The 20,468-nt window shown below is 60.0% G+C and carries 25 protein-coding genes; 19 read left to right on the forward strand and 6 right to left on the reverse strand.

The genetic code is table 11. The features are described 5' to 3' along the window. Positions 1 to 21 precede the first annotated feature (21 nt). The 4 genes from AC1DVH_RS02465 to pilG all read right to left on the reverse strand — a co-directional run bounded on the left by AC1DVH_RS02465 (position 22) and on the right by pilG (position 3,616). Positions 22 to 2,082, reverse strand: a complete 2,061-nt coding sequence (locus AC1DVH_RS02465) for a methyl-accepting chemotaxis protein (RefSeq protein WP_477752491.1) — start codon at positions 2,080 to 2,082, stop codon at positions 22 to 24. A 156-nt stretch (positions 2,083 to 2,238) separates the two neighbouring features. Then, a complete protein-coding gene (locus tag AC1DVH_RS02470) occupies positions 2,239 to 2,778 on the reverse strand; it encodes a chemotaxis protein CheW (protein WP_477752492.1) in 540 nt (179 codons plus the stop codon). Between the two features lie 10 nt (positions 2,779 to 2,788). After that, positions 2,789 to 3,154 carry a twitching motility response regulator PilH gene (pilH, locus tag AC1DVH_RS02475; protein WP_007897961.1) on the reverse strand — a complete coding sequence of 122 codons (366 nt, stop codon included), beginning with the start codon at positions 3,152 to 3,154 and terminating at the stop codon, positions 2,789 to 2,791. A 57-nt stretch (positions 3,155 to 3,211) separates the two neighbouring features. After that, positions 3,212 to 3,616 (reverse strand): twitching motility response regulator PilG, encoded by a 405-nt coding sequence (pilG, locus tag AC1DVH_RS02480; RefSeq protein WP_090451937.1) that lies wholly within the window; start codon positions 3,614 to 3,616, stop codon positions 3,212 to 3,214. A gap of 235 nt (positions 3,617 to 3,851) precedes the next feature. Here pilG and gshB point away from each other — a divergent pair, with 235 nt between their 5' ends. The 8 genes from gshB to AC1DVH_RS02520 all read left to right on the forward strand — a co-directional run bounded on the left by gshB (position 3,852) and on the right by AC1DVH_RS02520 (position 10,844). Further along, positions 3,852 to 4,805 carry a glutathione synthase gene (gene gshB, locus AC1DVH_RS02485; RefSeq protein ID WP_431758689.1) on the forward strand — a complete coding sequence of 318 codons (954 nt, stop codon included), beginning with the start codon at positions 3,852 to 3,854 and terminating at the stop codon, positions 4,803 to 4,805. 64 nt (positions 4,806 to 4,869) lie between these two features. Further along, complete coding sequence (locus tag AC1DVH_RS02490) at positions 4,870 to 5,769, forward strand: TonB family protein (protein ID WP_477752493.1); 900 nt, start codon at positions 4,870 to 4,872, stop codon at positions 5,767 to 5,769. A 123-nt stretch (positions 5,770 to 5,892) separates the two neighbouring features. Continuing rightward, positions 5,893 to 6,465, forward strand: a complete 573-nt coding sequence (locus AC1DVH_RS02495) for a YqgE/AlgH family protein (RefSeq protein ID WP_477752494.1) — start codon at positions 5,893 to 5,895, stop codon at positions 6,463 to 6,465. After that, positions 6,465 to 6,902, forward strand: a complete 438-nt coding sequence (ruvX, locus tag AC1DVH_RS02500; protein ID WP_057398155.1) for a Holliday junction resolvase RuvX — start codon at positions 6,465 to 6,467, stop codon at positions 6,900 to 6,902. Before AC1DVH_RS02495 ends, ruvX begins: the two co-directional genes overlap by 1 nt. An 82-nt stretch (positions 6,903 to 6,984) precedes the next feature. Next, entirely contained in the window at positions 6,985 to 7,488 is a 504-nt protein-coding gene (pyrR, locus tag AC1DVH_RS02505; protein WP_448109664.1) for a bifunctional pyr operon transcriptional regulator/uracil phosphoribosyltransferase PyrR, read from the forward strand. Between the two features lie 27 nt (positions 7,489 to 7,515). Beyond that, positions 7,516 to 8,520, forward strand: a complete 1,005-nt coding sequence (locus AC1DVH_RS02510; protein WP_007939362.1) for an aspartate carbamoyltransferase catalytic subunit — start codon at positions 7,516 to 7,518, stop codon at positions 8,518 to 8,520. Further along, on the forward strand, positions 8,517 to 9,788 hold the full coding sequence (locus AC1DVH_RS02515; protein WP_477752495.1) for a dihydroorotase: 1,272 nt from the start codon (positions 8,517 to 8,519) through the stop codon (positions 9,786 to 9,788). Before AC1DVH_RS02510 ends, AC1DVH_RS02515 begins: the two co-directional genes overlap by 4 nt. Before the next feature lie 594 nt (positions 9,789 to 10,382). After that, positions 10,383 to 10,844: a hypothetical protein gene (locus tag AC1DVH_RS02520; protein WP_477752496.1), complete on the forward strand. Its 462-nt coding sequence runs from the start codon at positions 10,383 to 10,385 to the stop codon at positions 10,842 to 10,844. 96 nt (positions 10,845 to 10,940) lie between these two features. On the opposite strand, the gene AC1DVH_RS02525 is transcribed toward AC1DVH_RS02520, so the two are convergent. Continuing rightward, positions 10,941 to 11,360: an NINE protein gene (locus AC1DVH_RS02525; protein ID WP_477752497.1), complete on the reverse strand. Its 420-nt coding sequence runs from the start codon at positions 11,358 to 11,360 to the stop codon at positions 10,941 to 10,943. 251 nt (positions 11,361 to 11,611) lie between these two features. Between AC1DVH_RS02525 and AC1DVH_RS02530 the strand changes: the two genes are divergently transcribed. After that, positions 11,612 to 12,232 carry a C40 family peptidase gene (locus AC1DVH_RS02530; RefSeq protein ID WP_477752498.1) on the forward strand — a complete coding sequence of 207 codons (621 nt, stop codon included), beginning with the start codon at positions 11,612 to 11,614 and terminating at the stop codon, positions 12,230 to 12,232. A gap of 69 nt (positions 12,233 to 12,301) precedes the next feature. Here AC1DVH_RS02530 and AC1DVH_RS02535 read toward each other — a convergent pair whose 3' ends face one another. Beyond that, positions 12,302 to 13,336 (reverse strand): type IV pilus twitching motility protein PilT, encoded by a 1,035-nt coding sequence (locus tag AC1DVH_RS02535; RefSeq protein ID WP_477752499.1) that lies wholly within the window; start codon positions 13,334 to 13,336, stop codon positions 12,302 to 12,304. A gap of 56 nt (positions 13,337 to 13,392) precedes the next feature. On the opposite strand from AC1DVH_RS02535, the gene AC1DVH_RS02540 reads away from it, so the two are divergent. The 10 genes from AC1DVH_RS02540 to AC1DVH_RS02585 all read left to right on the forward strand — a co-directional run bounded on the left by AC1DVH_RS02540 (position 13,393) and on the right by AC1DVH_RS02585 (position 20,360). After that, a complete protein-coding gene (locus AC1DVH_RS02540) occupies positions 13,393 to 14,091 on the forward strand; it encodes a YggS family pyridoxal phosphate-dependent enzyme (protein WP_477752500.1) in 699 nt (232 codons plus the stop codon). Between the two features lie 35 nt (positions 14,092 to 14,126). After that, positions 14,127 to 14,945 (forward strand): pyrroline-5-carboxylate reductase, encoded by an 819-nt coding sequence (gene proC, locus AC1DVH_RS02545; RefSeq protein WP_477752501.1) that lies wholly within the window; start codon positions 14,127 to 14,129, stop codon positions 14,943 to 14,945. A gap of 24 nt (positions 14,946 to 14,969) precedes the next feature. Further along, positions 14,970 to 15,557 (forward strand): YggT family protein, encoded by a 588-nt coding sequence (locus tag AC1DVH_RS02550; protein ID WP_477752502.1) that lies wholly within the window; start codon positions 14,970 to 14,972, stop codon positions 15,555 to 15,557. Further along, the gene (locus tag AC1DVH_RS02555) at positions 15,557 to 15,844 is read left to right on the forward strand and encodes a DUF167 domain-containing protein (RefSeq protein WP_008019963.1); all 288 of its coding nucleotides are present in this window, start codon (positions 15,557 to 15,559) and stop codon (positions 15,842 to 15,844) included. The genes AC1DVH_RS02550 and AC1DVH_RS02555 overlap by 1 nt, the downstream gene beginning before the upstream one ends. Before the next feature lie 159 nt (positions 15,845 to 16,003). Then, complete coding sequence (gene metX / locus AC1DVH_RS02560) at positions 16,004 to 17,143, forward strand: homoserine O-succinyltransferase MetX (protein WP_008046479.1); 1,140 nt, start codon at positions 16,004 to 16,006, stop codon at positions 17,141 to 17,143. 7 nt (positions 17,144 to 17,150) lie between these two features. Further along, a complete protein-coding gene (gene metW / locus AC1DVH_RS02565; RefSeq protein WP_007975398.1) occupies positions 17,151 to 17,771 on the forward strand; it encodes a methionine biosynthesis protein MetW in 621 nt (206 codons plus the stop codon). 26 nt (positions 17,772 to 17,797) lie between these two features. Then, positions 17,798 to 18,232: a DUF4426 domain-containing protein gene (locus tag AC1DVH_RS02570; RefSeq protein ID WP_477752503.1), complete on the forward strand. Its 435-nt coding sequence runs from the start codon at positions 17,798 to 17,800 to the stop codon at positions 18,230 to 18,232. Then, positions 18,229 to 18,825, forward strand: coding sequence for an RdgB/HAM1 family non-canonical purine NTP pyrophosphatase (rdgB, locus tag AC1DVH_RS02575; RefSeq protein ID WP_477752504.1), 597 nt, complete (start codon positions 18,229 to 18,231; stop codon positions 18,823 to 18,825). The genes AC1DVH_RS02570 and rdgB overlap by 4 nt, the downstream gene beginning before the upstream one ends. Beyond that, positions 18,822 to 20,027 (forward strand): radical SAM family heme chaperone HemW, encoded by a 1,206-nt coding sequence (gene hemW / locus AC1DVH_RS02580; RefSeq protein ID WP_477752505.1) that lies wholly within the window; start codon positions 18,822 to 18,824, stop codon positions 20,025 to 20,027. Before rdgB ends, hemW begins: the two co-directional genes overlap by 4 nt. A gap of 9 nt (positions 20,028 to 20,036) precedes the next feature. Next, positions 20,037 to 20,360, forward strand: a complete 324-nt coding sequence (locus AC1DVH_RS02585; RefSeq protein ID WP_007987827.1) for a DUF3392 domain-containing protein — start codon at positions 20,037 to 20,039, stop codon at positions 20,358 to 20,360. Positions 20,361 to 20,468 lie beyond the last annotated feature (108 nt).

Here is a 20,468-nt window from a genome sequence, read left to right on the forward strand (position 1 = left end):
ATAGTTCTACCTGCGGGCGATTCACGCTTTGTCCACAGCCTGCGCCTTGGCCGCCGGCAAGGTGAAACCGGACACCGAACGACGCAACTGACTGGCCATTTTCGCCAGGTTGCCGATGCTGTCGGCCGTGGCGGTGGAACCCGATGAGGTCTGCGAGGTGATCTGCTGGATCACGTTCATCGTCAGGGAAATCTGACCGGCCGACGACGTCTGCTGTTGCGCCGCATTGGAAATGCTCTGGATCAACGCCGCAAGTGTCTTGGACACGCCTTCGATTTCTTCCAGGGCCACACCTGCATCCTGCGCCAGACGGGCGCCGCGCACCACTTCGGTCGTCGTCTGTTCCATGGAGATGACCGCTTCGTTGGTGTCGGTCTGGATCGCCCGCACCAGGGTTTCGATCTGCCGGGTGGCAGCGGATGAGCGCTCGGCCAGGCGCTGCACTTCATCGGCGACCACGGCGAAACCGCGACCGGCGTCACCGGCCATGGACGCCTGGATGGCCGCGTTGAGGGCAAGGATGTTGGTCTGGTCGGCAATGTCATCGATCAGGCTGACAATGTCGCCGATTTCCTGGGACGACTCGCCCAGGCGCTTGATGCGCTTGGCGGTGTCCTGAATCTGCTCGCGAATGTTGTCCATGCCGTGGATGGTGTTGTGCACCACCTCGTTGCCCTTGTTGGCGATTTCCACCGAGCGTTCGGCAACCGCCGAAGATTCCGCTGCGTTGGCCGACACCTGGTCGATGGACTCGGCCATGTCGTTGATGGCCATGGATGCCTCGGAAATCTGCTGGGCCTGATGTTCCGACGCCTGGGCCAGATGCATGGCGGTGGCCTGGGTTTCCTGCACGGCGGCGGCGACCTGGCCGGCGGTGAGGTTGATGGTCGCGACCAGATCGCGCAGCTGGTCGACGGAGTAATTGATCGAGTCGGCGATGGTGCCGGTAAAGTCTTCGGTCACCGAGGCCGTCACCGTGAGGTCGCCGTCGGCCAGGTCTTCGATCTCGTCGAGCAAGCGCATGATCGCGTTCTGGTTACGCTCGTTTTTCTCGGCGGTTTCGTGCAACTGACGATTGGTTTCGCGCACCATCACCATGCCGATCAGGATGATCGAAGCCAGCGCCAGCAAGCCCAGCACATAACCGCCTATGGTGTCGGTGGTGCGCCCGCCGACCATGTTTTCGAACCCGCTGGCCAGGTGTGAGGCTTCGTCGAGCAGGGTTTGCGACAGGCTGAAAATGTTCGAGGCCGATTCGCGGACCTTGAACAGCTCCGGTGAGGTTTCGAGGATCTCGTCCACCGAACCCGATACGAATTCGAACAGCTCGGAGATTTCCGCGAGACGCGCACGGGCGTCACGATCCTCGACCTGGCTGACCTTGAGCGCCGGGTCGCCCTGGAGCATGCCGTTGAGCACCTTGCCAAACTGCGTTGCGTCACGCCCGAATGCATCGGCGGCCTGCTGTGAATTTTCGTCGCCGGCCAATACTGTGTTGACCGCGCCGAGGATCCGCTCGGCCAGCAGCGACTGGCGCTGGGCCATGGCCACCTGGGCCGCCGGGGCGCCCCGTTGCAGGAGGATCTCGACGACTTTTTCGTACTCGACCTGCAACTGCGGCACGGTTTCGGCCAGGGTCGCGGCGACCTGATGCAGCGACAGTACGGTTTGCTCGCTGGAAAGAATCGCATCGGTGTTTTTCAGCAGGCGCTCCCAGTCCTGTTGCACCGCGCGCATCTCCGGACGCACGGTAGCAGGGGCCGGCGGCAGGCCGGTGGCCGGGTCGCCTTTCTTCAGGTAACCCCAGCGCTGGGCAAAATCGTTGCGCGCATCGCTGAGCAACTTGAACGCGGCAGCCTTGCCGGCGGCGGCTTCGGTGGCGTTCTTGGCGATACGCTGGGACAGCACGCGCAGTTCGCCCGCGTGGCCGATGTACTGTTTGTCGTAGGTAGCCTGGGTGTTGAGGTACGCGAAGTTGGCGAACAGCAGCATGATGAAGACGATCAGCGCGATGAACAGCACGATAATCTGCGACCGGCTGCGCGACCCTTCCAATGGCTTGCCTGCTTTTGCTTTTATCATCGGTCCTCGCCTGTTAACCCACACCTTCCAAGACTTGCCGAGGAACCTGTGGGAGCGAGCTTGCTCGCGATAGCGGTGTGTCAGTCGACATTAATGCTGGCTGCAAGTCCGTCATCGCGAGCAAGCTCGCTCCCACAAGGTTCTCTGTTGCTCCAACTACACCGCGACGTTCATGAACCCCTGGGACTGCGCCAACGCAAACGGGCTGAACACCTGCCAACACTGCTCGCGCTGAAACCGGCCTTTGACGAACGCCGCCACTGGCCCGTGCAGCTGGTCTGCCGGCACCGGCTCCAGGCTGTCCTGGGCAAAGTGCTGGAGGCCGAAGACTTCATCGACCAACAACCCGGCAAACACCTCTTCATGTTCCACCACCAACACCCGCCGCTGCCGGCGCACCGCCGAAAGCTCGTGCCCGAAGAAACCGCACAAGTCCATGACCGGCAGCAAACGCCCGCGCAGGTTGGCGACACCCTTGACCCAGGGTTTGACCCCCGGTAGCTGAGTGAAGCGCGGTTCGTGCAGGACTTCGCTGACTTCGCTCATGGGCGCGACATACCAGTGCTCGCCCAGGCGAAAACCGATGCCGCTCCAGCTGTCCCGCCGGGGTGGCTGGGACGGCAAGTCCGCCGCCAGCAAACGACATCGCCGGTCGATTTGCAGCAGCAGTTCAAAAGCCGTCAGCGACTCGTTCATGACCTGACGATCAACCGGCCAGCACGTTATTCAGGGTCTTGATCAGGGTGTCTTCATCGACCGGCTTGGTCAGGTAATCCTTGGCGCCCTGGCGCGTGCCCCAGACCTTGTCGGTTTCCTGGTCCTTGGTGGTGATGATGATCACCGGGATGTGTCCGGTTTCCGGATCCTTGGTGAGCTGACGGGTCGCCTGGAAGCCGTTGAGGCCGGGCATGACAATGTCCATCAGCACCGCGTCGGGTTTTTCCTGGCGGGCCAGGGCCACACCGTCGGCGCCGTTTTCGGCTTTCAACACTTCATGACCGTGCTTTTCCAGCATGCCGGTCAGTTTGTACATTTCGGTCGGCGAATCATCGACGATCAGAATACGTGCCATGGTCTTCCCCATTCTTGTCGACGCCGGGCCCGATGGCCGAGCGTCACTGTGCGTGTCCTACTGCGGCAAAACGGCGGCGAAGCCAGGAACATGGGCCTGGATCGCATCAAGCAATTCTTCCTTGCTGAAAGGCTTGGTCAAAAACTGGTCGGAGCCGACGATACGCCCCTTGGCCTTGTCGAACAGCCCGTCCTTGGACGACAGCATGATCACCGGCGTGGACTTGAACGCGCTGTTGTTCTTGATCAGGGCGCAGGTCTGATAGCCATCCAGGCGCGGCATCATGATGTCGACAAAGATGATGCCGGGATGGTTGTCGACAATCTTGGCCAGGGCATCAAAACCGTCGATGGCCGTGATGACCTCACAACCCACGTTCTTGAGCAGCGTTTCGGCGGTGCGACGGATCGTCTTCGAATCGTCGATCACCATGACCTTCAAGGCGCTGGGGTGCTGTTCCATAAAATGCTCTACCGTCGCCTTTGCGAAACAAATTGTCCGTTTGCCGGTTAACGCGGCTCGAAACCCTTGATGCTCAAGGGCCGGCACGACATGGCAGCCTTTTTAGCACAGTCTCCAAAACCAATCTATCGGCCGACCCGCAAGGTGGTTTTTCCTTGACCGGGAACACACTCAGCGCCACTCTGACGCCACTTTTTTCATACCGATCCGGTAGCCAATTTTCGAGGAAAACCCAATGAGCGTTCGCGTCGGGATTGTCATGGACCCTATCGCCAGCATTTCCTATAAGAAGGATAGCTCGCTGGCCATGCTGCTGGCCGCGCAAAAGCGTGGCTGGGAGCTGTTCTACATGGAACAGCGCGACCTGTATCAGGGCGAAGGTCAGGCGCGGGCGCGGATGCGTCCGCTGCAGGTGTTCGCCAACCCGGAAAAATGGTTCGAACTGGGCGCCGAAAGCGACGCGCTGCTGAGCGATCTGGACGTGATCCTGATGCGCAAGGATCCGCCGTTCGACATGGAGTTCGTCTACTCCACTTATCTGCTGGAACAGGCCGAGCGCGCCGGTGTGCTGGTGGTCAACAAGCCGCAAAGCCTGCGCGACTGCAACGAAAAACTGTTCGCCACACTGTTCCCTCAGTGCACGCCGCCGACCATCGTCAGCCGTCGCCCAGACGTCCTGCGCGAATTCGCCGACCACCATGGCGATGTGATTCTCAAGCCGCTGGACGGCATGGGCGGCTCCTCGATTTTCCGCCACACCGCCGGCCACCCGAACCTCTCGGTGATTCTCGAAACCCTGACCTTGCATGGCCAGCAGCAAATCATGATCCAGGGCTACTTGCCGGCCATCGTCGATGGCGACAAGCGCATCCTGATGATCGACGGCGAGCCAGTGGATTATTGCCTGGCACGGATTCCGGCCCAGGGCGAAACCCGTGGCAACCTCGCCGCCGGCGGCCGTGGCGAAGCCCGCCCGCTGACCGACAAAGACCGCTGGATCGCCGCGCAAGTCGGCCCGACCCTGCGTGAAAAAGGCCTGTTGTTCGTTGGCCTGGACGTGATCGGCGAGCACCTGACCGAGATCAACGTCACCAGCCCGACCTGCATTCGCGAGATTGATAATGCGTTTGGCACCGACATCGGCGGCCTGTTGATGGATGCCATCGATCAGAAGCTCAAGGCACGTTGATTAGCCAAACCAACATTGCGTTATCATGCGCGGCCTGTGAAAACGCGATGTTGGTTTCCTTGTCATGACCCTCCCGTCCGATCTGCCTGCCGAACTCGCCCACCGTGGCGTGCGCCCGGCCGATCGCCTCGGTTTTACCCTGTTTCTGGCGGCGCTGATCCACCTGGCCTTGCTGTTGGGTGTCGGGTTTGCAGTGGTCGAACCCAAGCAGATCAGTAAAACCCTGGAAATCACCCTCGCCACCTTCAAAAGCGAAAAGAAGCCTGAAAAGGCCGACTTCCTCGCCCAGCAGAATCAGCAAGGCAGCGGCACCCTGGATAAAAAGGCGATTCCCAAGACCACCGAGGTCGCGCCGTTCCAGGACAACAAGGTGCAAAAGGTCACGCCACCGCCGGCCGCCAAGCCTGAAACGCAGGAAGCTTCGCCCAAGGCTGCCGTGACCACCGTGGCACCGAAACCGAAAAAAGCCCCCGCCAAGACCGAGGAGCCCAAGACCGAGGTCAAATCCCAGGTCCAGGCACCGACGTTCGACAGTGAGCAACTGTCCAGCGACATCGCCAGCCTCGAAGCGGAACTGGCCGCCGAACAACAGCTGTACGCCAAGCGCCCGCGCATCCACCGCTTGAGCGCAGCATCGACCATGCGCGACAAGGGCGCCTGGTACAAGGACGAATGGCGCAAGAAAGTCGAGCGCATCGGTAACCTCAATTACCCTGACGAAGCGCGGCGCAAACAGATCTACGGCAACTTGCGCCTGATGGTGTCGATCAATCGCGACGGTTCGCTGTATGAAGTGCTGGTGCTGGAGTCCTCAGGCCAGCCGCTGCTGGACCAGGCGGCGCAACGGATCGTCCGGCTGGCGGCACCGTTTGCGCCGTTTACCGGGGATTTGTCGGATATTGACCGGCTGGAGATCATCCGCACCTGGAAATTTGCCCGTGGGGATAGACTTTCCAGTAATTAAAAGATCGCAGCCTTCGGCAGCTCCTACAGATGTACACATTCCCCTGTAGGAGCTGCCGAAGGCTGCGATCTTTTGGCTCGTTCAAGCTTGTCAGTTTGCCCCTCGAACGCCACACTAGCGCACATGAAAAACGTCAGCCCCAGCTACCTCAAGCATCAATTCCTGATCGCCATGCCACACATGGCCGACCCGAACTTTGCGCACACCTTGACCTACATCGTCGAGCACACGGCCAATGGTGCCATGGGGCTGGTGGTCAACCGTCCGCAAGAGCTGAACCTGGCCGATATCCTTGAGCAATTGCGCCCGGATATCGAACCGCCTGCGCTCTGCCAGCATGTGCCGATTTTTATCGGCGGCCCGGTGCAGACCGATCGCGGCTTCGTCTTGCACCCTAAGGGGCTGACTTTCCAGGCAACCGTTGATCTGGAAGACGAGTTATCCCTGTCGACCACCCAGGACATACTGTTCGCCATCGCTGACGGCGTCGGCCCGGCAAAAAGCCTGATTGCCCTCGGCTACGCCGGTTGGGAAGCCGGCCAGCTTGAAGCCGAACTGGCGCAGAACGCCTGGCTGAACTGCCCGTTCGACGCCGACATCCTGTTCAATACCAGCAGTGAGTTGCGCCTGGAAGCGGCGGCCAAGCACCTGGGCATCAACCTCAGCCTGCTGACCAGCCAGGCGGGGCACGCCTGATGGCCCTGCGGCTGATTCTCGGATTCGACTACGGCACCAAACAGATTGGTGTTGCGGTCGGCCAGGTGGTGACCGGCCAGGCCCGCGAGCTGTGCACGCTGAAAGCGCAGAACGGCATTCCTGACTGGAACCAGGTCGAAGCCCTCATCAAAGAGTGGAAACCCGATGCCGTGGTGGTCGGCCTGCCGTTGAACATGGACGGCACCCCCAGTGACATGTGCGCCCGCGCGGAAAAGTTCGCCCGGCGCCTGAACGGCCGCTTCAACCTGCCCTTCTATACCCACGATGAACGCCTGACCACCTTCGAGGCCAAGGGCGAACGCCTGGCTCGTGGCGGCCAGAAAGGCAGTTACCGCGACAACCCGGTCGATGCCATCGCCGCCGCCCTGCTGCTGCAAGGCTGGCTCGACGAGAATGGCGCGCTGTTCGAATCCTGAAGAGCCGCTACGCGCCTCTATTAGCTACAACAACCCGAGCCACCTTGCGCACAAGCCGGCTCGGGCCCAAGAAGGAGCAACCATGAGCCTGCCCAATCCCGCCGAACTGATCAGCCAGATGGCCACGCGCCTGAAGGCCCACCTGGAGCACCGTGGCATCAGCGACCCGCGTTTCATCGGCATCCGTACCGGCGGCGTCTGGGTGGCCCAAGCCCTGCTCAAGGAATTGGGCAGCGATGAGCCCCTCGGCACCCTGGACGTGTCCTTCTACCGCGACGATTTCAGCCAGAACGGCCTGCACCCGCAGGTTCGCCCTTCGGCGCTGCCGTTCGAGATCGAAGGCCAGCACCTGGTACTGATCGACGACGTACTGATGAGCGGCCGGACCATCCGCGCCGCCATGAACGAACTGTTCGACTACGGCCGCCCGGCCAGCGTGACGCTGGTGTGCCTGCTGGATCTGGACGCCGGCGAATTGCCGATCCGCCCGAACGTGGTGGGCGCCACCCTGTCGCTGGCGGCCCACGAACGGGTGAAGCTGTCCGGCCCCGAGCTCGCGCTCGAACTGCAAGACCTCGCCCTTTAATTCGCCCTATTGAGAGTCCCCCTTGCGATGACGCCTCTAGAAACCAAGCGCCCGCTGCAGCTCAATGATCAGGGCCAGCTGCGCCACTTCCTCTCGCTCGACGGTTTGCGCCGCGAGCTGCTGACGGAAATCCTCGACACCGCCGATTCCTTCCTCGAAGTCGGCGCCCGGGCCGTCAAGAAGGTCCCGTTGCTGCGCGGCAAGACCGTGTGCAACGTGTTCTTCGAGAACTCGACCCGCACCCGCACCACCTTCGAACTGGCGGCCCAGCGGCTCTCGGCGGACGTGATCACCCTCAACGTGTCCACCTCGTCGGCGAGCAAGGGCGAAACCCTGCTCGACACCCTGCGCAACCTGGAAGCCATGGCCGCCGACATGTTCGTCGTGCGCCACGGTGATTCAGGTGCCGCTCACTTCATCGCCGAGCATGTCTGCCCACAAGTGGCGATCATCAACGGCGGCGACGGCCGGCACGCGCACCCGACCCAGGGCATGCTCGACATGCTGACCATCCGCCGGCACAAGGGCGGGTTCGAAAACCTTTCGGTGGCCATCGTCGGCGACATCCTGCATTCGCGGGTCGCGCGTTCGAACATGCTGGCCCTGAAAACCCTCGGTTGCCCGGACATCCGCGTGATCGCGCCGAAAACCCTGCTGCCGATCGGCATCGAGCAGTATGGCGTGAAGGTCTACACCGACATGACCGAAGGCCTGAAAGATGTCGACGTGGTGATCATGTTGCGCCTGCAGCGTGAACGCATGACCGGCGGCCTGCTGCCGAGCGAAGGCGAGTTCTACCGCCTGTTCGGCTTGACCACCGCGCGCCTGGCCGGTGCCAAGCCCGATGCCATCGTGATGCACCCGGGGCCGATCAACCGTGGCGTGGAAATCGAGTCGGCAGTGGCCGACGGCCCGCATTCGGTGATCCTCAACCAGGTGACCTACGGGATCGCCATTCGTATGGCCGTGCTGTCCATGGCCATGAGCGGGCAGACTGCCCAGCGCCAATTCGAGCAGGAGAACGCCCAGTGAAGCTCAGCATTCTCGGCGCCCGCGTGATCGATCCGGCCAGTGGCCTGGATCAAGTGACCGATATCCACATTGAAGCCTGCAAAGTCGTCGCCCTTGGCACTGCGCCAGCCGGTTTTGTCGCCGTCGACACAATCGACGCCAAAGGCCTGGTGGCCGCTCCCGGCCTGGTAGACCTCAACGTTGCCCTGCGCGAGCCGGGTTACAGTCGCAAAGGCTCGATCGTCAGCGAAACCCGCGCAGCGGCGGCTGGCGGCGTGACCAGCCTGTGCTGCCCGCCGAAGACCAAACCGGTGCTGGACACTTCCGCGGTGGCCGAACTGATCCTCGACCGTGCCCGCGAGGCCGGCAACACCAAAGTCTTCCCGATTGGCGCCCTGAGTAAAGGCCTGGACGGTGAACAGCTCGCCGAACTCGTCGCTCTGCGCGATGCCGGTTGCGTGGCCTTCGGCAATGGCCTGGAGAGTTTCCGCAACACCCGCACCCTGTGCCGGGCGCTGGACTACGCAGCGACCTTCGACCTGACGGTGATTTTCAACTCCCAGGATCACGACCTGGCCGAGGGTGGCCTGGCTCACGAAGGCCCGACCGCCAGCTTCCTGGGCTTGCCGGGCATTCCGGAAAGTGCCGAGACCGTCGCCCTGGCCCGCGATCTGCTGCTGGTTGAACAGACCGGCGTGCGCGCACACTTCAGCCAGCTCACCAGCGCCCGCGGTGTTGAATTGATCGCCCAGGCTCAGGCCCGAGGCCTGAAGGTGACCGCGGATGTCGCCCTGTACCAGCTGATCCTTACCGACGAAGCGCTGATCGACTTCAGCAGCCTGTATCACGTCCAACCGCCGCTACGCACCCGCGCCGACCGCGAAGGCCTGCGCGCAGCGGTGAAATCGGGGGTGATCTCGGCCATCTCCAGCCATCACCAACCCCATGAGCGTGACGCCAAACTGGCACCGTTCGGCGCGACCGAGCCAGGCATCAGCAGCGTTGAACTGCTGCTGCCACTGGCAATGACCCTGGTCGAAGATGGCTTGCTGGACCTGCCGACGTTGCTCAAACGCCTGAGCGCCGGCCCTGCCGAGGCCTTGCGCCTGCCGGCAGGCAAACTGGCGGTGGGTGGTGCGGCGGACATCGTGCTGTTCGACCCGGCGGCCTCGACCGTGGCGGGTGAAAGCTGGCTGTCCAAGGGCGAAAACTGCCCGTTCTTTGGCCACAGCCTGCCGGGTGTGGTGCGTTACACATTGGTGGATGGGCGAATCAGCCACCAGGCTTAAAAACAAAAGATCGCAGCCTGCGGCAGCTYCTACAGGGAAATGCATATTCCCGTGTAGRAGCTGCCGCAGGCTGCGATGTTTTGATCTTCGCTTATCGTCTCCGCGCGTTACGCACAGAAACCTGTTCATTCAACGTCCAGAAGTCATATAGCCCTCCTGCCCTTCCTCCACTGCCTTTCTCCAAACAGCACATCCGCATCAAGAATATTTCTACAAGCGATGGTAAATAAAACTATCCAATGAACAGATGCTTCTGACTTCTCACCATCTGCACGAAAAGAACCTCACAACATACAGAAACTTCCTACAAAGTTATTGAGTGCAGATTCAAAATCCATCATTTAGTATAAATACAGCACAAGGAAAATCACTACACCCCCCCTGAATACAAAGACTATAAAAACAAGGAGCAACGGGAAATTCAGGCGGCTTTACAGTTAATCCTGGGTTCACTTGGGGAACCTATGGGACTGCAGATTGGCAGGGCGCAGGTGAAGCCATCATCACCAACGACGGGCAAACTTACTCACTGCCACTGTGCGACGGCCCCGTCATCTCCCCAGCCGAAATGGATATGTTCCATGATTGGCTAGAATGAAAAACGGTATAAAAGCCTTTACTTATGAGCTTCTGCATTCAGGAAGAGCCAACATGAAGCCTCTCTACAAACACCTGAACTACATCTACCCAGTGCTTTTAGCGATCACCTCCAGTGTAGCAATATTTATTTTAGAAAATAATTTGAGCACAGGCATTTACAACATAGATCGAGACTCAATTGGAATACCAATAGGTGCAATCCTGATTGCAGGCTTAACATTACTTACACTTCATCTAATGCAAATACTCTTATACAAAAAAGCCCGCACACACCGCACGAACGGAACCTTAATAAAAGCATCAGCGTTGATAATTGCATTTGCATCACTTGCGATTCTCGCTGACAGCATAAATTACTGGGCTACTCCAAACCACCTCATCATTTCAACTTTATACAGCATCAGTACAATTGCATTTGCAACACTTCAACTTCAACTGCTAAAAGCATTTCAATAGTCATTCACAGGCTATGACTCAAGCAGACGAATAGCAGGATCAGCCACCAGACGTAAAACCCTGTGGCGAGAGGGCATGCCCCCTCGCCACATTTAATCAACGACTCTGCGCATTACGCACCGACACCTGATCATTCAACGTCCAGAAGTCATACAGCACGCCAACAAAGAACAACCCGCCCGTCAGCAAGTACAGCAACCCACTGATCCATTTCCCCTGATACATCCGGTGCACGCCAAACACCCCGAGAAACGTCAGCAGAATCCACGCCACGTTGTATTCGATCGGCCCGGCGGTGAACCGCAGGTCCGCTTCACGGTCCATGGACGGGATCAGGAAGATGTCGATCAGCCAACCGATCCCCAGCAAGCCAAAGGTGAAGAACCAGATCGTCCCGGTCACCGGCTTGCCGTAATAGAAGCGGTGAGCGCCGGTAAAACCGAAAATCCACAGCAGGTAACCGATCACTTTGCTGTGGGTGTCTTGCTGCTGGACAGCCTGTTGATAGGGGTTCATGAATGGCCTCGATTCACACGATAGATAAATATTCTTTAATTCTTTGTGACTTTTTTACAGGCATCCGACGTATGGCAAATGCTACCTTCACTCCCGTCAAAGCCTTGTAACACCGGACTTCTGTCCGACAATTGCGTCATTTTGCCGCTTTTTTGCCACCATTGCCCTCCAGATTGAATCGACCAACGGCCTCGGAAGCGGCAAAAAAGCTGTTATAAAGTTGCGCGCTAACTTATTAAGAGCCTTGCCTAATGCGTTCATTTTTCAAGACATGGCTAACCATTTGCCTTTTGATGCCACTGGCCGCCCACGCCACCAATCGTGAGCAACGTCTTCCTAACGTTAATGGTTACACCCCAAAATCCCATGCCTCTGCTCCTTCGAGCAAAGACAAAAAATCCGCTAAATATGCTCCAAGCCTGGCCAGCAGCAAAAGCGGCCTGGTTCCACCGATGGGCACCAAGGAAAGCAGCGACGTGCTGAGCCGCGCCGTGAACGTCCTTGGCACTCCCTATCGTTGGGGTGGCAGCAGCCCAAGCAAAGGCTTCGATTGCAGCGGCCTGGTGAAGTACGCGTTCAACGACGCTACGTTCGACCTGCCACGCACCTCCAATGCCATGGCCAGCGGTCATGGGGAAAAAGTCGATCGCAACGACCTGAAGCCGGGCGACCTGATTTTCTTCAACATCAAGAGCCGTCGGGTCAATCACGTCGCCATTTACCTGGGCAACGATCGCTTCATCCACGCGCCACGTCGCGGCAAGTCGGTGTCCATCGACACTTTGAATAAACCGTACTGGGAAAACCACTACGTGGTTGCCAAGCGGGTTCTGCCGAAAGAGCCGAATCAGTTGCGGGTTGTTCAGCGCTGATTGAAGCAAGATCAAAGGATCGTCCGAAGGCTCGGGCCGCGTTCGGACGATCTTTTGCTTTCAGGGCCATCAAAACCCATCCGGTGACCGCGCCTTCTCCCGCGCATGGTCACGACTGATCAAGCCCTTGGTCACCAGGTCCTTCAAGCTCATATCCAGCGTCTGCATGCCCAGCGCCCCTCCCGACTGAATCGCCGAGTACATCTGCGCCACCTTGTCCTCGCGGATCAGGTTCCGGATCGCCGACGTCCCCAGCATGATTTCGTGGGCCGCGATGCGCCCGCCGCCGATCTTCTTCACCAGGGTCTGGGACACCACCGCCAGCAGCGACTCGGAGAGCATCGATCGCACCATCGACTTCTCGTCCCCCGGAAACACGTCCACCACACGATCGATGGTTTTCGCCGCCGACGTGGTGTGCAGCGTGCCGAACACCAGATGACCGGTTTCGGCGGCGGTCAACGCCAGGCGAATGGTCTCCAGATCGCGCATCTCGCCCACCAGAATCACATCCGGGTCTTCCCGCAGCGCCGATCGCAAGGCGGTGGCGAAGCTGCGAGTATCGCGATGGACTTCACGCTGGTTGATCAGGCACTTGCGCGGCTCATGGACAAACTCGATAGGGTCCTCGATGGTGAGGATGTGGTGATGGCGATGGGAATTGAGGTAATCGATCATCGCCGCCAGCGTGGTGGACTTGCCGGAACCGGTCGGGCCAGTCACCAGCACCAGGCCACGGGGCGCGTCGGTCATTTTGCGAAACACGTCCCCCATGCCCAGTTCGTCCATGCCCTGCACTTTCGACGGGATGGTACGAAACACAGCGCCCGCGCCACGGTTCTGATTGAACGCATTGACCCGAAAGCGCGCCACACCGGGCACATCAAAGGAAAAATCGGTTTCCAGATGTTTCTCGAAATCCACCCGCTGGGCGTCATTCATGATGGCATGGATCAGCGTCTGCACCTGTTGGTGATCCAGGGCCGGCAGATTGATGCGCCGCACATCACCGTCAACCCGAATCATCGGCGGCAGGCCGGCAGACAGGTGCAGGTCGGATGCGCCCTGTTTCGCGCTGAATGCCAGCAGTTCGGTGATATCCATAGCGCCCCTCAATTCCAGTAGAATGCCGCGAACCTTCAGACCGCTGGCGCCTCTTGATGTCCACCATAGCAGACAACATTCTCGAAGTTAGTTCGCGCATCCATGCCGCAACACTCGCCGCCAACCGCGGTGAAAACAGCGTCCATCTGCTGGCCGTGAGCAAGACCAAACCCGCACAAGACCTACGTGAAGCCTACGCCGCCGGCCTGCGCGACTTTGGCGAGAACTACCTGCAGGAAGCGCTGGGCAAGCAGCTCGAACTGGCCGACCTGCCCTTGATCTGGCACTTCATCGGCCCCATTCAATCGAACAAGACTCGTGCTATCGCCGAGCACTTCGACTGGGTGCATTCCGTGGATCGTCTGAAAATCGCACAACGCCTGTCCGAACAACGTCCCGCCGATTTGCCGCCCCTGAACATCTGCATTCAGATCAATGTCAGCGGTGAAGCCAGCAAATCCGGCTGCACCCCGGCTGACCTGCCGGCCCTGGCCAACGCCATCAGCGACCTGCCGCGCCTGAAACTGCGCGGGTTGATGGCAATCCCCGAGCCGACTGAAGATCGCGCTGCCCAGGATGCCGCTTTCGCTGCCGTGCAAAGCCTGCAAGCCAGCCTGAATCTGCCGCTCGACACACTTTCCATGGGCATGAGCCACGACCTCGAGTCAGCCATTGCCCAGGGTGCCACTTGGGTGCGGATCGGTACCGCCCTGTTTGGCGCTCGCGGCTCTTCACAAATGCACGGCCAGCCATGAGCCATGGCCGACACCTCTCTTTATAAGGACCTGACATGAGCAAAATGCGTATTGCCTTTATCGGTGCCGGCAACATGGCAGCCAGCCTGATCGGCGGCCTGCGGGCCAAGGGTCTGGAAGCCGCACAGATCCGCGCCAGCGATCCGGGCGAAGAAACCCGCGCCCGCGTGAGCGCTGAACATGGCATCGAAACCTTCGCCGACAACACCCAGGCCATTGATGGCGCCGACGTCGTTGTCCTGGCGGTCAAACCCCAGGCGATGAAAGCCGTTTGCGAAGCCATTCGCCCAAGCCTCAAGCCCAATCAACTGGTGGTTTCGATTGCCGCGGGCATCACCTGCGCCAGCATGAACAACTGGCTCGGCGCCCAGCCGATCGTGCGCTGCATGCCCAACACCCCGGCGCTGGTGCGTCAGGGCGCGAGCGGCCTGTTCGCAACAGCCGAGGTGACAGCCGAACAGCGTCAGCAGGCCCAGGAACTGCTGTCCGCCGTCGGCATCGCCCTGTGGCTGAATGAAGAGCAGCAACTGGACGCCGTCACCGCCGTTTCCGGCTCGGGCCCGGCGTATTTCTTCCTGTTGATCGAGTCCATGACCGCCGCCGGTGTGAAACTCGGCCTGCCGGCGGACATCGCCGCGCAACTGACCTTGCAAACCGCCTTGGGCGCCGCCCACATGGCGGTCTCCAGCGACGTCGACGCCGCCGAGTTGCGCCGCCGTGTCACCTCGCCTGCGGGCACCACGGAAGCTGCAATCAAGTCGTTCCAGGCCAATGGCTTTGAAGCCCTGGTCGAACAAGCACTCAGTGCTGCCGCGCATCGCTCGGCCGAGATGGCTGAGCAACTCGGTCGCTAATCAGCTCTTACAAAGGAATCAACGATGCTTGGACTCAATGACGCTGCCATTTTCATCATTAAAACCCTTGGCAGCCTGTACCTGCTGATCGTACTGATGCGCTTCATCCTGCAACTGGTTCGGGCGAATTTCTACAACCCGCTCTGCCAGTTCATCGTCAAGGCCACGCAACCACTGCTCAAGCCTCTGCGCCGGGTCATCCCGAGCATGTTCGGGCTGGACATGTCGTCACTGGTACTGGCGCTGATCGTGCAGATAGTGCTGATGGCGGTTATCCTGCTGCTCAAAGGCTTCGAGGTCGACTTGCTGCTGTTGGTGCCTTGGGCTCTGATCGCCCTTTTCTCGCTGTTTTTGAATGTTCTGTTCTACGCGATGATCATCAGTGTGATTCTGTCCTGGGTTGCACCGGGCAGCCATAACCCTGGCGCAGAACTGGTCGCTCAGATCACTGAGCCGGTCCTTGCACCGTTCCGCCGGATCATCCCTAACCTGGGTGGTCTCGACATCTCGCCGATCTTCGCGTTCATTGTGATCCAGTTGCTGCAAAGCTGGCTGATCCCGCGCCTTGCGTACTTTGCCTTCATGCCGCAGGGGCTGCTCGGCCTGATCTGATGAGCTACTTTCGTTGGGACGGTGACGACCTGATTCTGGAGTGTCACCTGCAACCGGCAGCCCGCAGTGATGATTTTTGCGGGCTGCACGGCGATCGCCTGAAGATTCGCCTGACCGCGCCGCCAGTCGAGGGCAAGGCCAACGCCTATCTGATGGCGTTTCTGGCCAAGGCCTTTGGCGTGTCCAAGAGCCAGGTCAGCCTGATCAGTGGTGAGTTGAACCGGCAGAAACGGGTGCGGATCTGTTCACCGAAGAAGCTGCCGGATTTGCCCGGACTGGAACGCTGAACCTACTGTAGGAGCTGGCTTGCCAGCGAAGGCGGCGTGACTGACACACCGTGACATCTGGTTCGCCGGCAAGCCGGCTCCTACAGTGGGCAAGGGTTAGCTTGCTGCTAGGGGCAGCGATCTTTAGACTTACGCCTCATTTCAATGAGAGCAGGGTCGATGCCAGCTGCCTTTCCCCCCGATTCTGTTGGTCTGGTGACGCCGCAAGTGGCGCACTTCAGCGAACCCCTGGCGTTGGCCTGCGGACGTTCGCTCCCGGCCTATGACCTGATTTACGAAACCTACGGCACGCTCAACGCCACGGCGAGCAACGCCGTGCTGATCTGCCATGCCCTGTCCGGTCACCACCACGCCGCCGGTTACCACAGCGCCGACGACCGCAAGCCCGGTTGGTGGGACAGCTGCATCGGCCCCGGCAAGCCGATCGACACCAGCAAGTTCTTCGTGGTCAGCCTGAACAACCTCGGCGGCTGCAACGGTTCCACCGGCCCGAGCAGCATCAACCCGGACACCGGCAAGCCGTTCGGCGCCGACTTCCCGGTGTTGACCGTCGAAGATTGGGTGCACAGCCAGGCGCGCCTGGCGGATCGCCTCGGTATCGCCCAGTTCGCGGCCGTGATCGGCGGCAGCCTCGGCGGCATGCAGGCGATGCAATGGAGCATCACCTACCCAGACCGCATCCGTCACTGCCTGGCCATCGCCTCGGCACCCAAGCTGTCGGCACAGAACATCGCGTTCAACGAAGTGGCGCGCCAGGCGATTCTCACCGACCCGGAATTCCACGGCGGTTCGTTCCAGGAACACAACGTGATCCCCAAGCGCGGCCTGATGCTGGCGCGGATGGTCGGGCACATCACCTACCTGTCCGACGACTCCATGGGCGAAAAATTCGGCCGAGGGCTGAAGAGCGAAAAGCTCAACTACGACTTCCACAGCGTCGAGTTCCAGGTTGAAAGCTACCTGCGCTATCAGGGCGAAGAGTTCTCCGGACGCTTCGATGCCAATACGTATCTGTTGATGACCAAAGCGCTCGATTACTTCGATCCGGCGGCGAACTTCGACGATAACCTGGCAAAAACCTTTGAAGGTGCCAAGGCCAAGTTCTGCGTGATGTCGTTCACCACCGACTGGCGCTTCTCTCCTGCCCGCTCGCGGGAACTGGTGGACGCGCTGATGGCCGCGCGCAAGGACGTCTGCTACCTCGAGATCGACGCACCGCAAGGCCACGACGCCTTCCTGATTCCGATCCCGCGCTACCTGCAGGCATTCGGCAATTACATGAACCGCATTACGTTGTGAGAAAGCCATGAGAGCTGATCTGGAAATCATCCAGGAATGGATCCCCGCCGGCAGCCGCGTGCTCGACCTCGGGTGCGGCGATGGCGAACTGCTGACCTGGCTGCGCGATAACAAGCAAGTCACCGGTTATGGCCTGGAAAACGACGCCGACAACATCGCCGAGTGCGTGGCCAAGGGCATCAACGTCATCGAACAGGACCTGGACAAGGGCCTGGGTAACTTTGCCAGCAACAGTTTCGACATCGTGGTCATGACCCAGGCGCTGCAAGCTGTGCACTACCCGGACAAGATCCTCGAGGAAATGCTGCGCGTGGGCCGGCAGTGCATCATCACTTTCCCGAATTTCGGTCACTGGCGCTGCCGCTGGTACCTGGCGAGCAAGGGCCGCATGCCGGTTTCCGAGTTCCTGCCCTACACCTGGTACAACACGCCGAACATTCACTTCTGCACCTTCGCGGACTTTGAAGCCTTGTGTCGCGAACGTGAAGCGAAGGTCATTGATCGGCTTGCCGTGGATCAACAGCATCGGCACGGGTGGGCCAGTAAGCTATGGCCTAATCTGTTAGGTGAGATCGGAATCTACCGGGTCAGCAGCCCGGGACTTTCCGACCACAAGGTCGCAGTCTGATCCACCCTATTTCAAGGAGAACGATCATGGGTCGTCTAGCGTTGTTTCTACTCACTGCCTGCCTGAGCGTCACCGCCATGGCCGCTGACGCCATCAAAGGCGAGCGCCAGGAAACCTTCGGCGACGTGACAGTGCACTACAACACCTTCAATTCCACCTATCTGACACCGGACATTGCCAAGTCCGCCGAACTGATCCGCAGCAAGAATCAGGGCGTGATCAACATTTCGGTCCTCAAGGAAGGCAAGCCACAGATGGCCCAGGTGAGCGGCTCGATCAAAGACCTGACCAGCCAGACCGTGCCACTGCAGTTCAAACAGATCACCGAACAAGGCGCGATCTACTACATTGCGCAATATCCAGTGGATCAGCAGGAAGTCCGCACCTTCGACATCAAGGTGCAGACCGGCGACAAGATCAACACCATCAATTTCAACCAAGAGCTCTTCCCCGGCCAATGATCAACTTCACGCAGCTCGTATTGGCCAGCCATAACGCCGGCAAACTCAAGGAACTCCAGGCCATGCTCGGCGAGTCGGTGCATCTGCGCTCGATTGGCGAGTTCAGCAGCGTCGAGCCTGAAGAAACCGGCCTGTCGTTCGTCGAAAACGCCATCCTGAAGGCCCGCAATGCCGCGCGCATTTCCGGCCTGCCGGCGCTGGCCGACGATTCCGGGCTGGCGGTGGATTTCCTGGGCGGCGCGCCAGGCATCTACTCGGCGCGTTATGCCGACGGCAAGGGCGATGCGGCGAACAACGCCAAGTTGCTCGACGTGTTGAAAGACGTACCCGAAGCCGAACGTGGCGCGCAGTTCGTATGCGTGCTGGCCTTGGTGCGCCACGCCGATGATCCGCTGCCGATCCTCTGTGAAGGTTTGTGGCACGGGCGAATCCTGACCCAGGCCAGCGGCGAACACGGTTTTGGCTACGATCCGCTGTTCTGGGTGCCTGAGCGTGATTGCTCCAGCGCCGAACTTAGCCCAAGCGACAAGAACCAGATCAGCCACCGCGCCCGTGCAATGGATCTGCTGCGCCAGCGTCTGGGCTTGAAATGACCCGTGAATCATCCGCGTCGCCGCTGATCTTCGGCGGCGATGCACAATCGCCTCGGGCAGCCCTGTCTGTGCTGCCGCCGCTGGCGCTGTATATCCATATCCCGTGGTGCGTGCGCAAATGCCCTTATTGCGACTTCAACTCCCACACCGCCAGCCCCGTGCTGCCGGAAGAAGAGTACGTCGACGCCTTGCTGGCCGATCTCGATCAGGACCTGCACGCCGTTTATGGTCGTGAGCTGAGCTCGATTTTCTTTGGTGGCGGCACACCAAGCCTGTTCAGCGCTGATTCGCTGGGTCGCTTGCTCAAAGGCGTCGAACAACGCATCCCGTTTGCCAGCGACATCGAAATCACGCTGGAAGCCAATCCGGGGACGTTCGAGCAAGACAAGTTCGTGGCGTACCGGAAACTGGGGATCAATCGCCTGTCGATCGGCATCCAGAGCTTTCAGCAAGAAAAGCTCGAGGCCCTGGGGCGGATCCACAACGGCGACGAAGCCGTACGTGCCGCCGGCATGGCGCGGCAGGCCGGGTTCGACAACTTCAACCTGGACTTGATGCATGGCTTGCCGAATCAGTCCCTGGACGATGCCCTGGCGGACCTGCGCACAGCCATCGCCCTGAAACCGACACACCTGTCGTGGTATCAACTGACCCTGGAACCGAACACGGTATTCTGGAACCAGCCGCCGACGCTGCCGGAAGACGACACGCTCTGGGACATCCAGGAAGCCGGACAAGCGCTGCTGGCTGAACATGGTTACGCGCAATACGAAGTCTCGGCCTACGCCCTGCCCGGTCGCCCGGCGCGCCACAACCTCAATTACTGGAGTTTTGGCGACTTCATTGGCATCGGCGCCGGCGCCCATGGCAAGCTCAGCCATCCGGACGGGCGCATCATTCGCACCTGGAAGACCCGCCTGCCGAAGGATTACCTGAATCCGGCCAAGAGCTTCCTGGCTGGCGAGAAAGCGCTGGGCAACGATGAAATGCCGTTCGAATTCCTGATGAACGCGCTGCGCCTGACTGAAGGCGTCGAATCGCGGCTGTACCCGGAACGTACCGGCATGACGCTGGAAAGCCTTGCTGAAGGCCGCCGTGAAGCCGAACAAAGCGGCCTGTTGCAGGTCGAACCGTCACGTCTGGTAGCCACGATGCGCGGACAACTCTTCCTCAACGACTTGCTGCAGAAATTTCTGACATAAGGAAATCGAATGGATTTGGTACTCGACCTGCTTGCCACCGTGTCTCGCTGGAGCCGCAGCAACCTCTCGGAAATCGCCTTGGCCCTGGTGGGCTGCCTGCTGGTGCTGTTTGGTGCGGATTTCAAAGGCTGGGTCGAGCAGCGTCTGGGCAGCATCGCCGGCGCGTTGCGCGTGCCACTGATGTCCCTGCTGTGCATGATCGGCAGCGGTGCGGCGCTGATCTACGCCACGCCATGGGTCGTGCGCGGCTTGAGCCAGTTCAACAACTACAGCCTGGCGCCGGTGTTGTTGGTGGTGTTGGTGTTGATTGGCGTGGTCGCTGACCGCCGCTGATCTTCGGGCATACCTAAAACAACTGCGGGAGCGACGGTGCGACGATTCGACTTGCTCGCGATGAGGCCATCAAATTCAACATCTCTGTTGACTGTCAGGCCGCCATCG

Source organism: Pseudomonas sp. P4_C3 (genome assembly GCF_056402075.1).

Excerpts from the sequence above, each read along its gene's own strand:
- AC1DVH_RS02465 (WP_477752491.1), bottom strand. The coding sequence starts at position 2,082 with ATGATAAAAGCAAAAGCAGGCAAGCCATTGGAAGGGTCGCGCAGCCGG.
- AC1DVH_RS02470 (WP_477752492.1), bottom strand. The coding sequence starts at position 2,778 with ATGAACGAGTCGCTGACGGCTTTTGAACTGCTGCTGCAAATCGACCGG.
- pilH (WP_007897961.1), bottom strand. The coding sequence starts at position 3,154 with ATGGCACGTATTCTGATCGTCGATGATTCGCCGACCGAAATGTACAAA.
- pilG (WP_090451937.1), bottom strand. The coding sequence starts at position 3,616 with ATGGAACAGCACCCCAGCGCCTTGAAGGTCATGGTGATCGACGATTCG.
- gshB (WP_431758689.1), top strand. The coding sequence starts at position 3,852 with ATGAGCGTTCGCGTCGGGATTGTCATGGACCCTATCGCCAGCATTTCC.
- AC1DVH_RS02490 (WP_477752493.1), top strand. The coding sequence starts at position 4,870 with ATGACCCTCCCGTCCGATCTGCCTGCCGAACTCGCCCACCGTGGCGTG.
- AC1DVH_RS02495 (WP_477752494.1), top strand. The coding sequence starts at position 5,893 with ATGAAAAACGTCAGCCCCAGCTACCTCAAGCATCAATTCCTGATCGCC.
- ruvX (WP_057398155.1), top strand. The coding sequence starts at position 6,465 with ATGGCCCTGCGGCTGATTCTCGGATTCGACTACGGCACCAAACAGATT.
- pyrR (WP_448109664.1), top strand. The coding sequence starts at position 6,985 with ATGAGCCTGCCCAATCCCGCCGAACTGATCAGCCAGATGGCCACGCGC.
- AC1DVH_RS02510 (WP_007939362.1), top strand. The coding sequence starts at position 7,516 with ATGACGCCTCTAGAAACCAAGCGCCCGCTGCAGCTCAATGATCAGGGC.
- AC1DVH_RS02520 (WP_477752496.1), top strand. The coding sequence starts at position 10,383 with ATGAAAAACGGTATAAAAGCCTTTACTTATGAGCTTCTGCATTCAGGA.
- AC1DVH_RS02525 (WP_477752497.1), bottom strand. The coding sequence starts at position 11,360 with ATGAACCCCTATCAACAGGCTGTCCAGCAGCAAGACACCCACAGCAAA.
- AC1DVH_RS02530 (WP_477752498.1), top strand. The coding sequence starts at position 11,612 with ATGCGTTCATTTTTCAAGACATGGCTAACCATTTGCCTTTTGATGCCA.
- AC1DVH_RS02535 (WP_477752499.1), bottom strand. The coding sequence starts at position 13,336 with ATGGATATCACCGAACTGCTGGCATTCAGCGCGAAACAGGGCGCATCC.
- AC1DVH_RS02540 (WP_477752500.1), top strand. The coding sequence starts at position 13,393 with ATGTCCACCATAGCAGACAACATTCTCGAAGTTAGTTCGCGCATCCAT.
- proC (WP_477752501.1), top strand. The coding sequence starts at position 14,127 with ATGAGCAAAATGCGTATTGCCTTTATCGGTGCCGGCAACATGGCAGCC.
- AC1DVH_RS02550 (WP_477752502.1), top strand. The coding sequence starts at position 14,970 with ATGCTTGGACTCAATGACGCTGCCATTTTCATCATTAAAACCCTTGGC.
- AC1DVH_RS02555 (WP_008019963.1), top strand. The coding sequence starts at position 15,557 with ATGAGCTACTTTCGTTGGGACGGTGACGACCTGATTCTGGAGTGTCAC.
- metX (WP_008046479.1), top strand. The coding sequence starts at position 16,004 with ATGCCAGCTGCCTTTCCCCCCGATTCTGTTGGTCTGGTGACGCCGCAA.
- metW (WP_007975398.1), top strand. The coding sequence starts at position 17,151 with ATGAGAGCTGATCTGGAAATCATCCAGGAATGGATCCCCGCCGGCAGC.
- AC1DVH_RS02570 (WP_477752503.1), top strand. The coding sequence starts at position 17,798 with ATGGGTCGTCTAGCGTTGTTTCTACTCACTGCCTGCCTGAGCGTCACC.
- rdgB (WP_477752504.1), top strand. The coding sequence starts at position 18,229 with ATGATCAACTTCACGCAGCTCGTATTGGCCAGCCATAACGCCGGCAAA.
- hemW (WP_477752505.1), top strand. The coding sequence starts at position 18,822 with ATGACCCGTGAATCATCCGCGTCGCCGCTGATCTTCGGCGGCGATGCA.
- AC1DVH_RS02585 (WP_007987827.1), top strand. The coding sequence starts at position 20,037 with ATGGATTTGGTACTCGACCTGCTTGCCACCGTGTCTCGCTGGAGCCGC.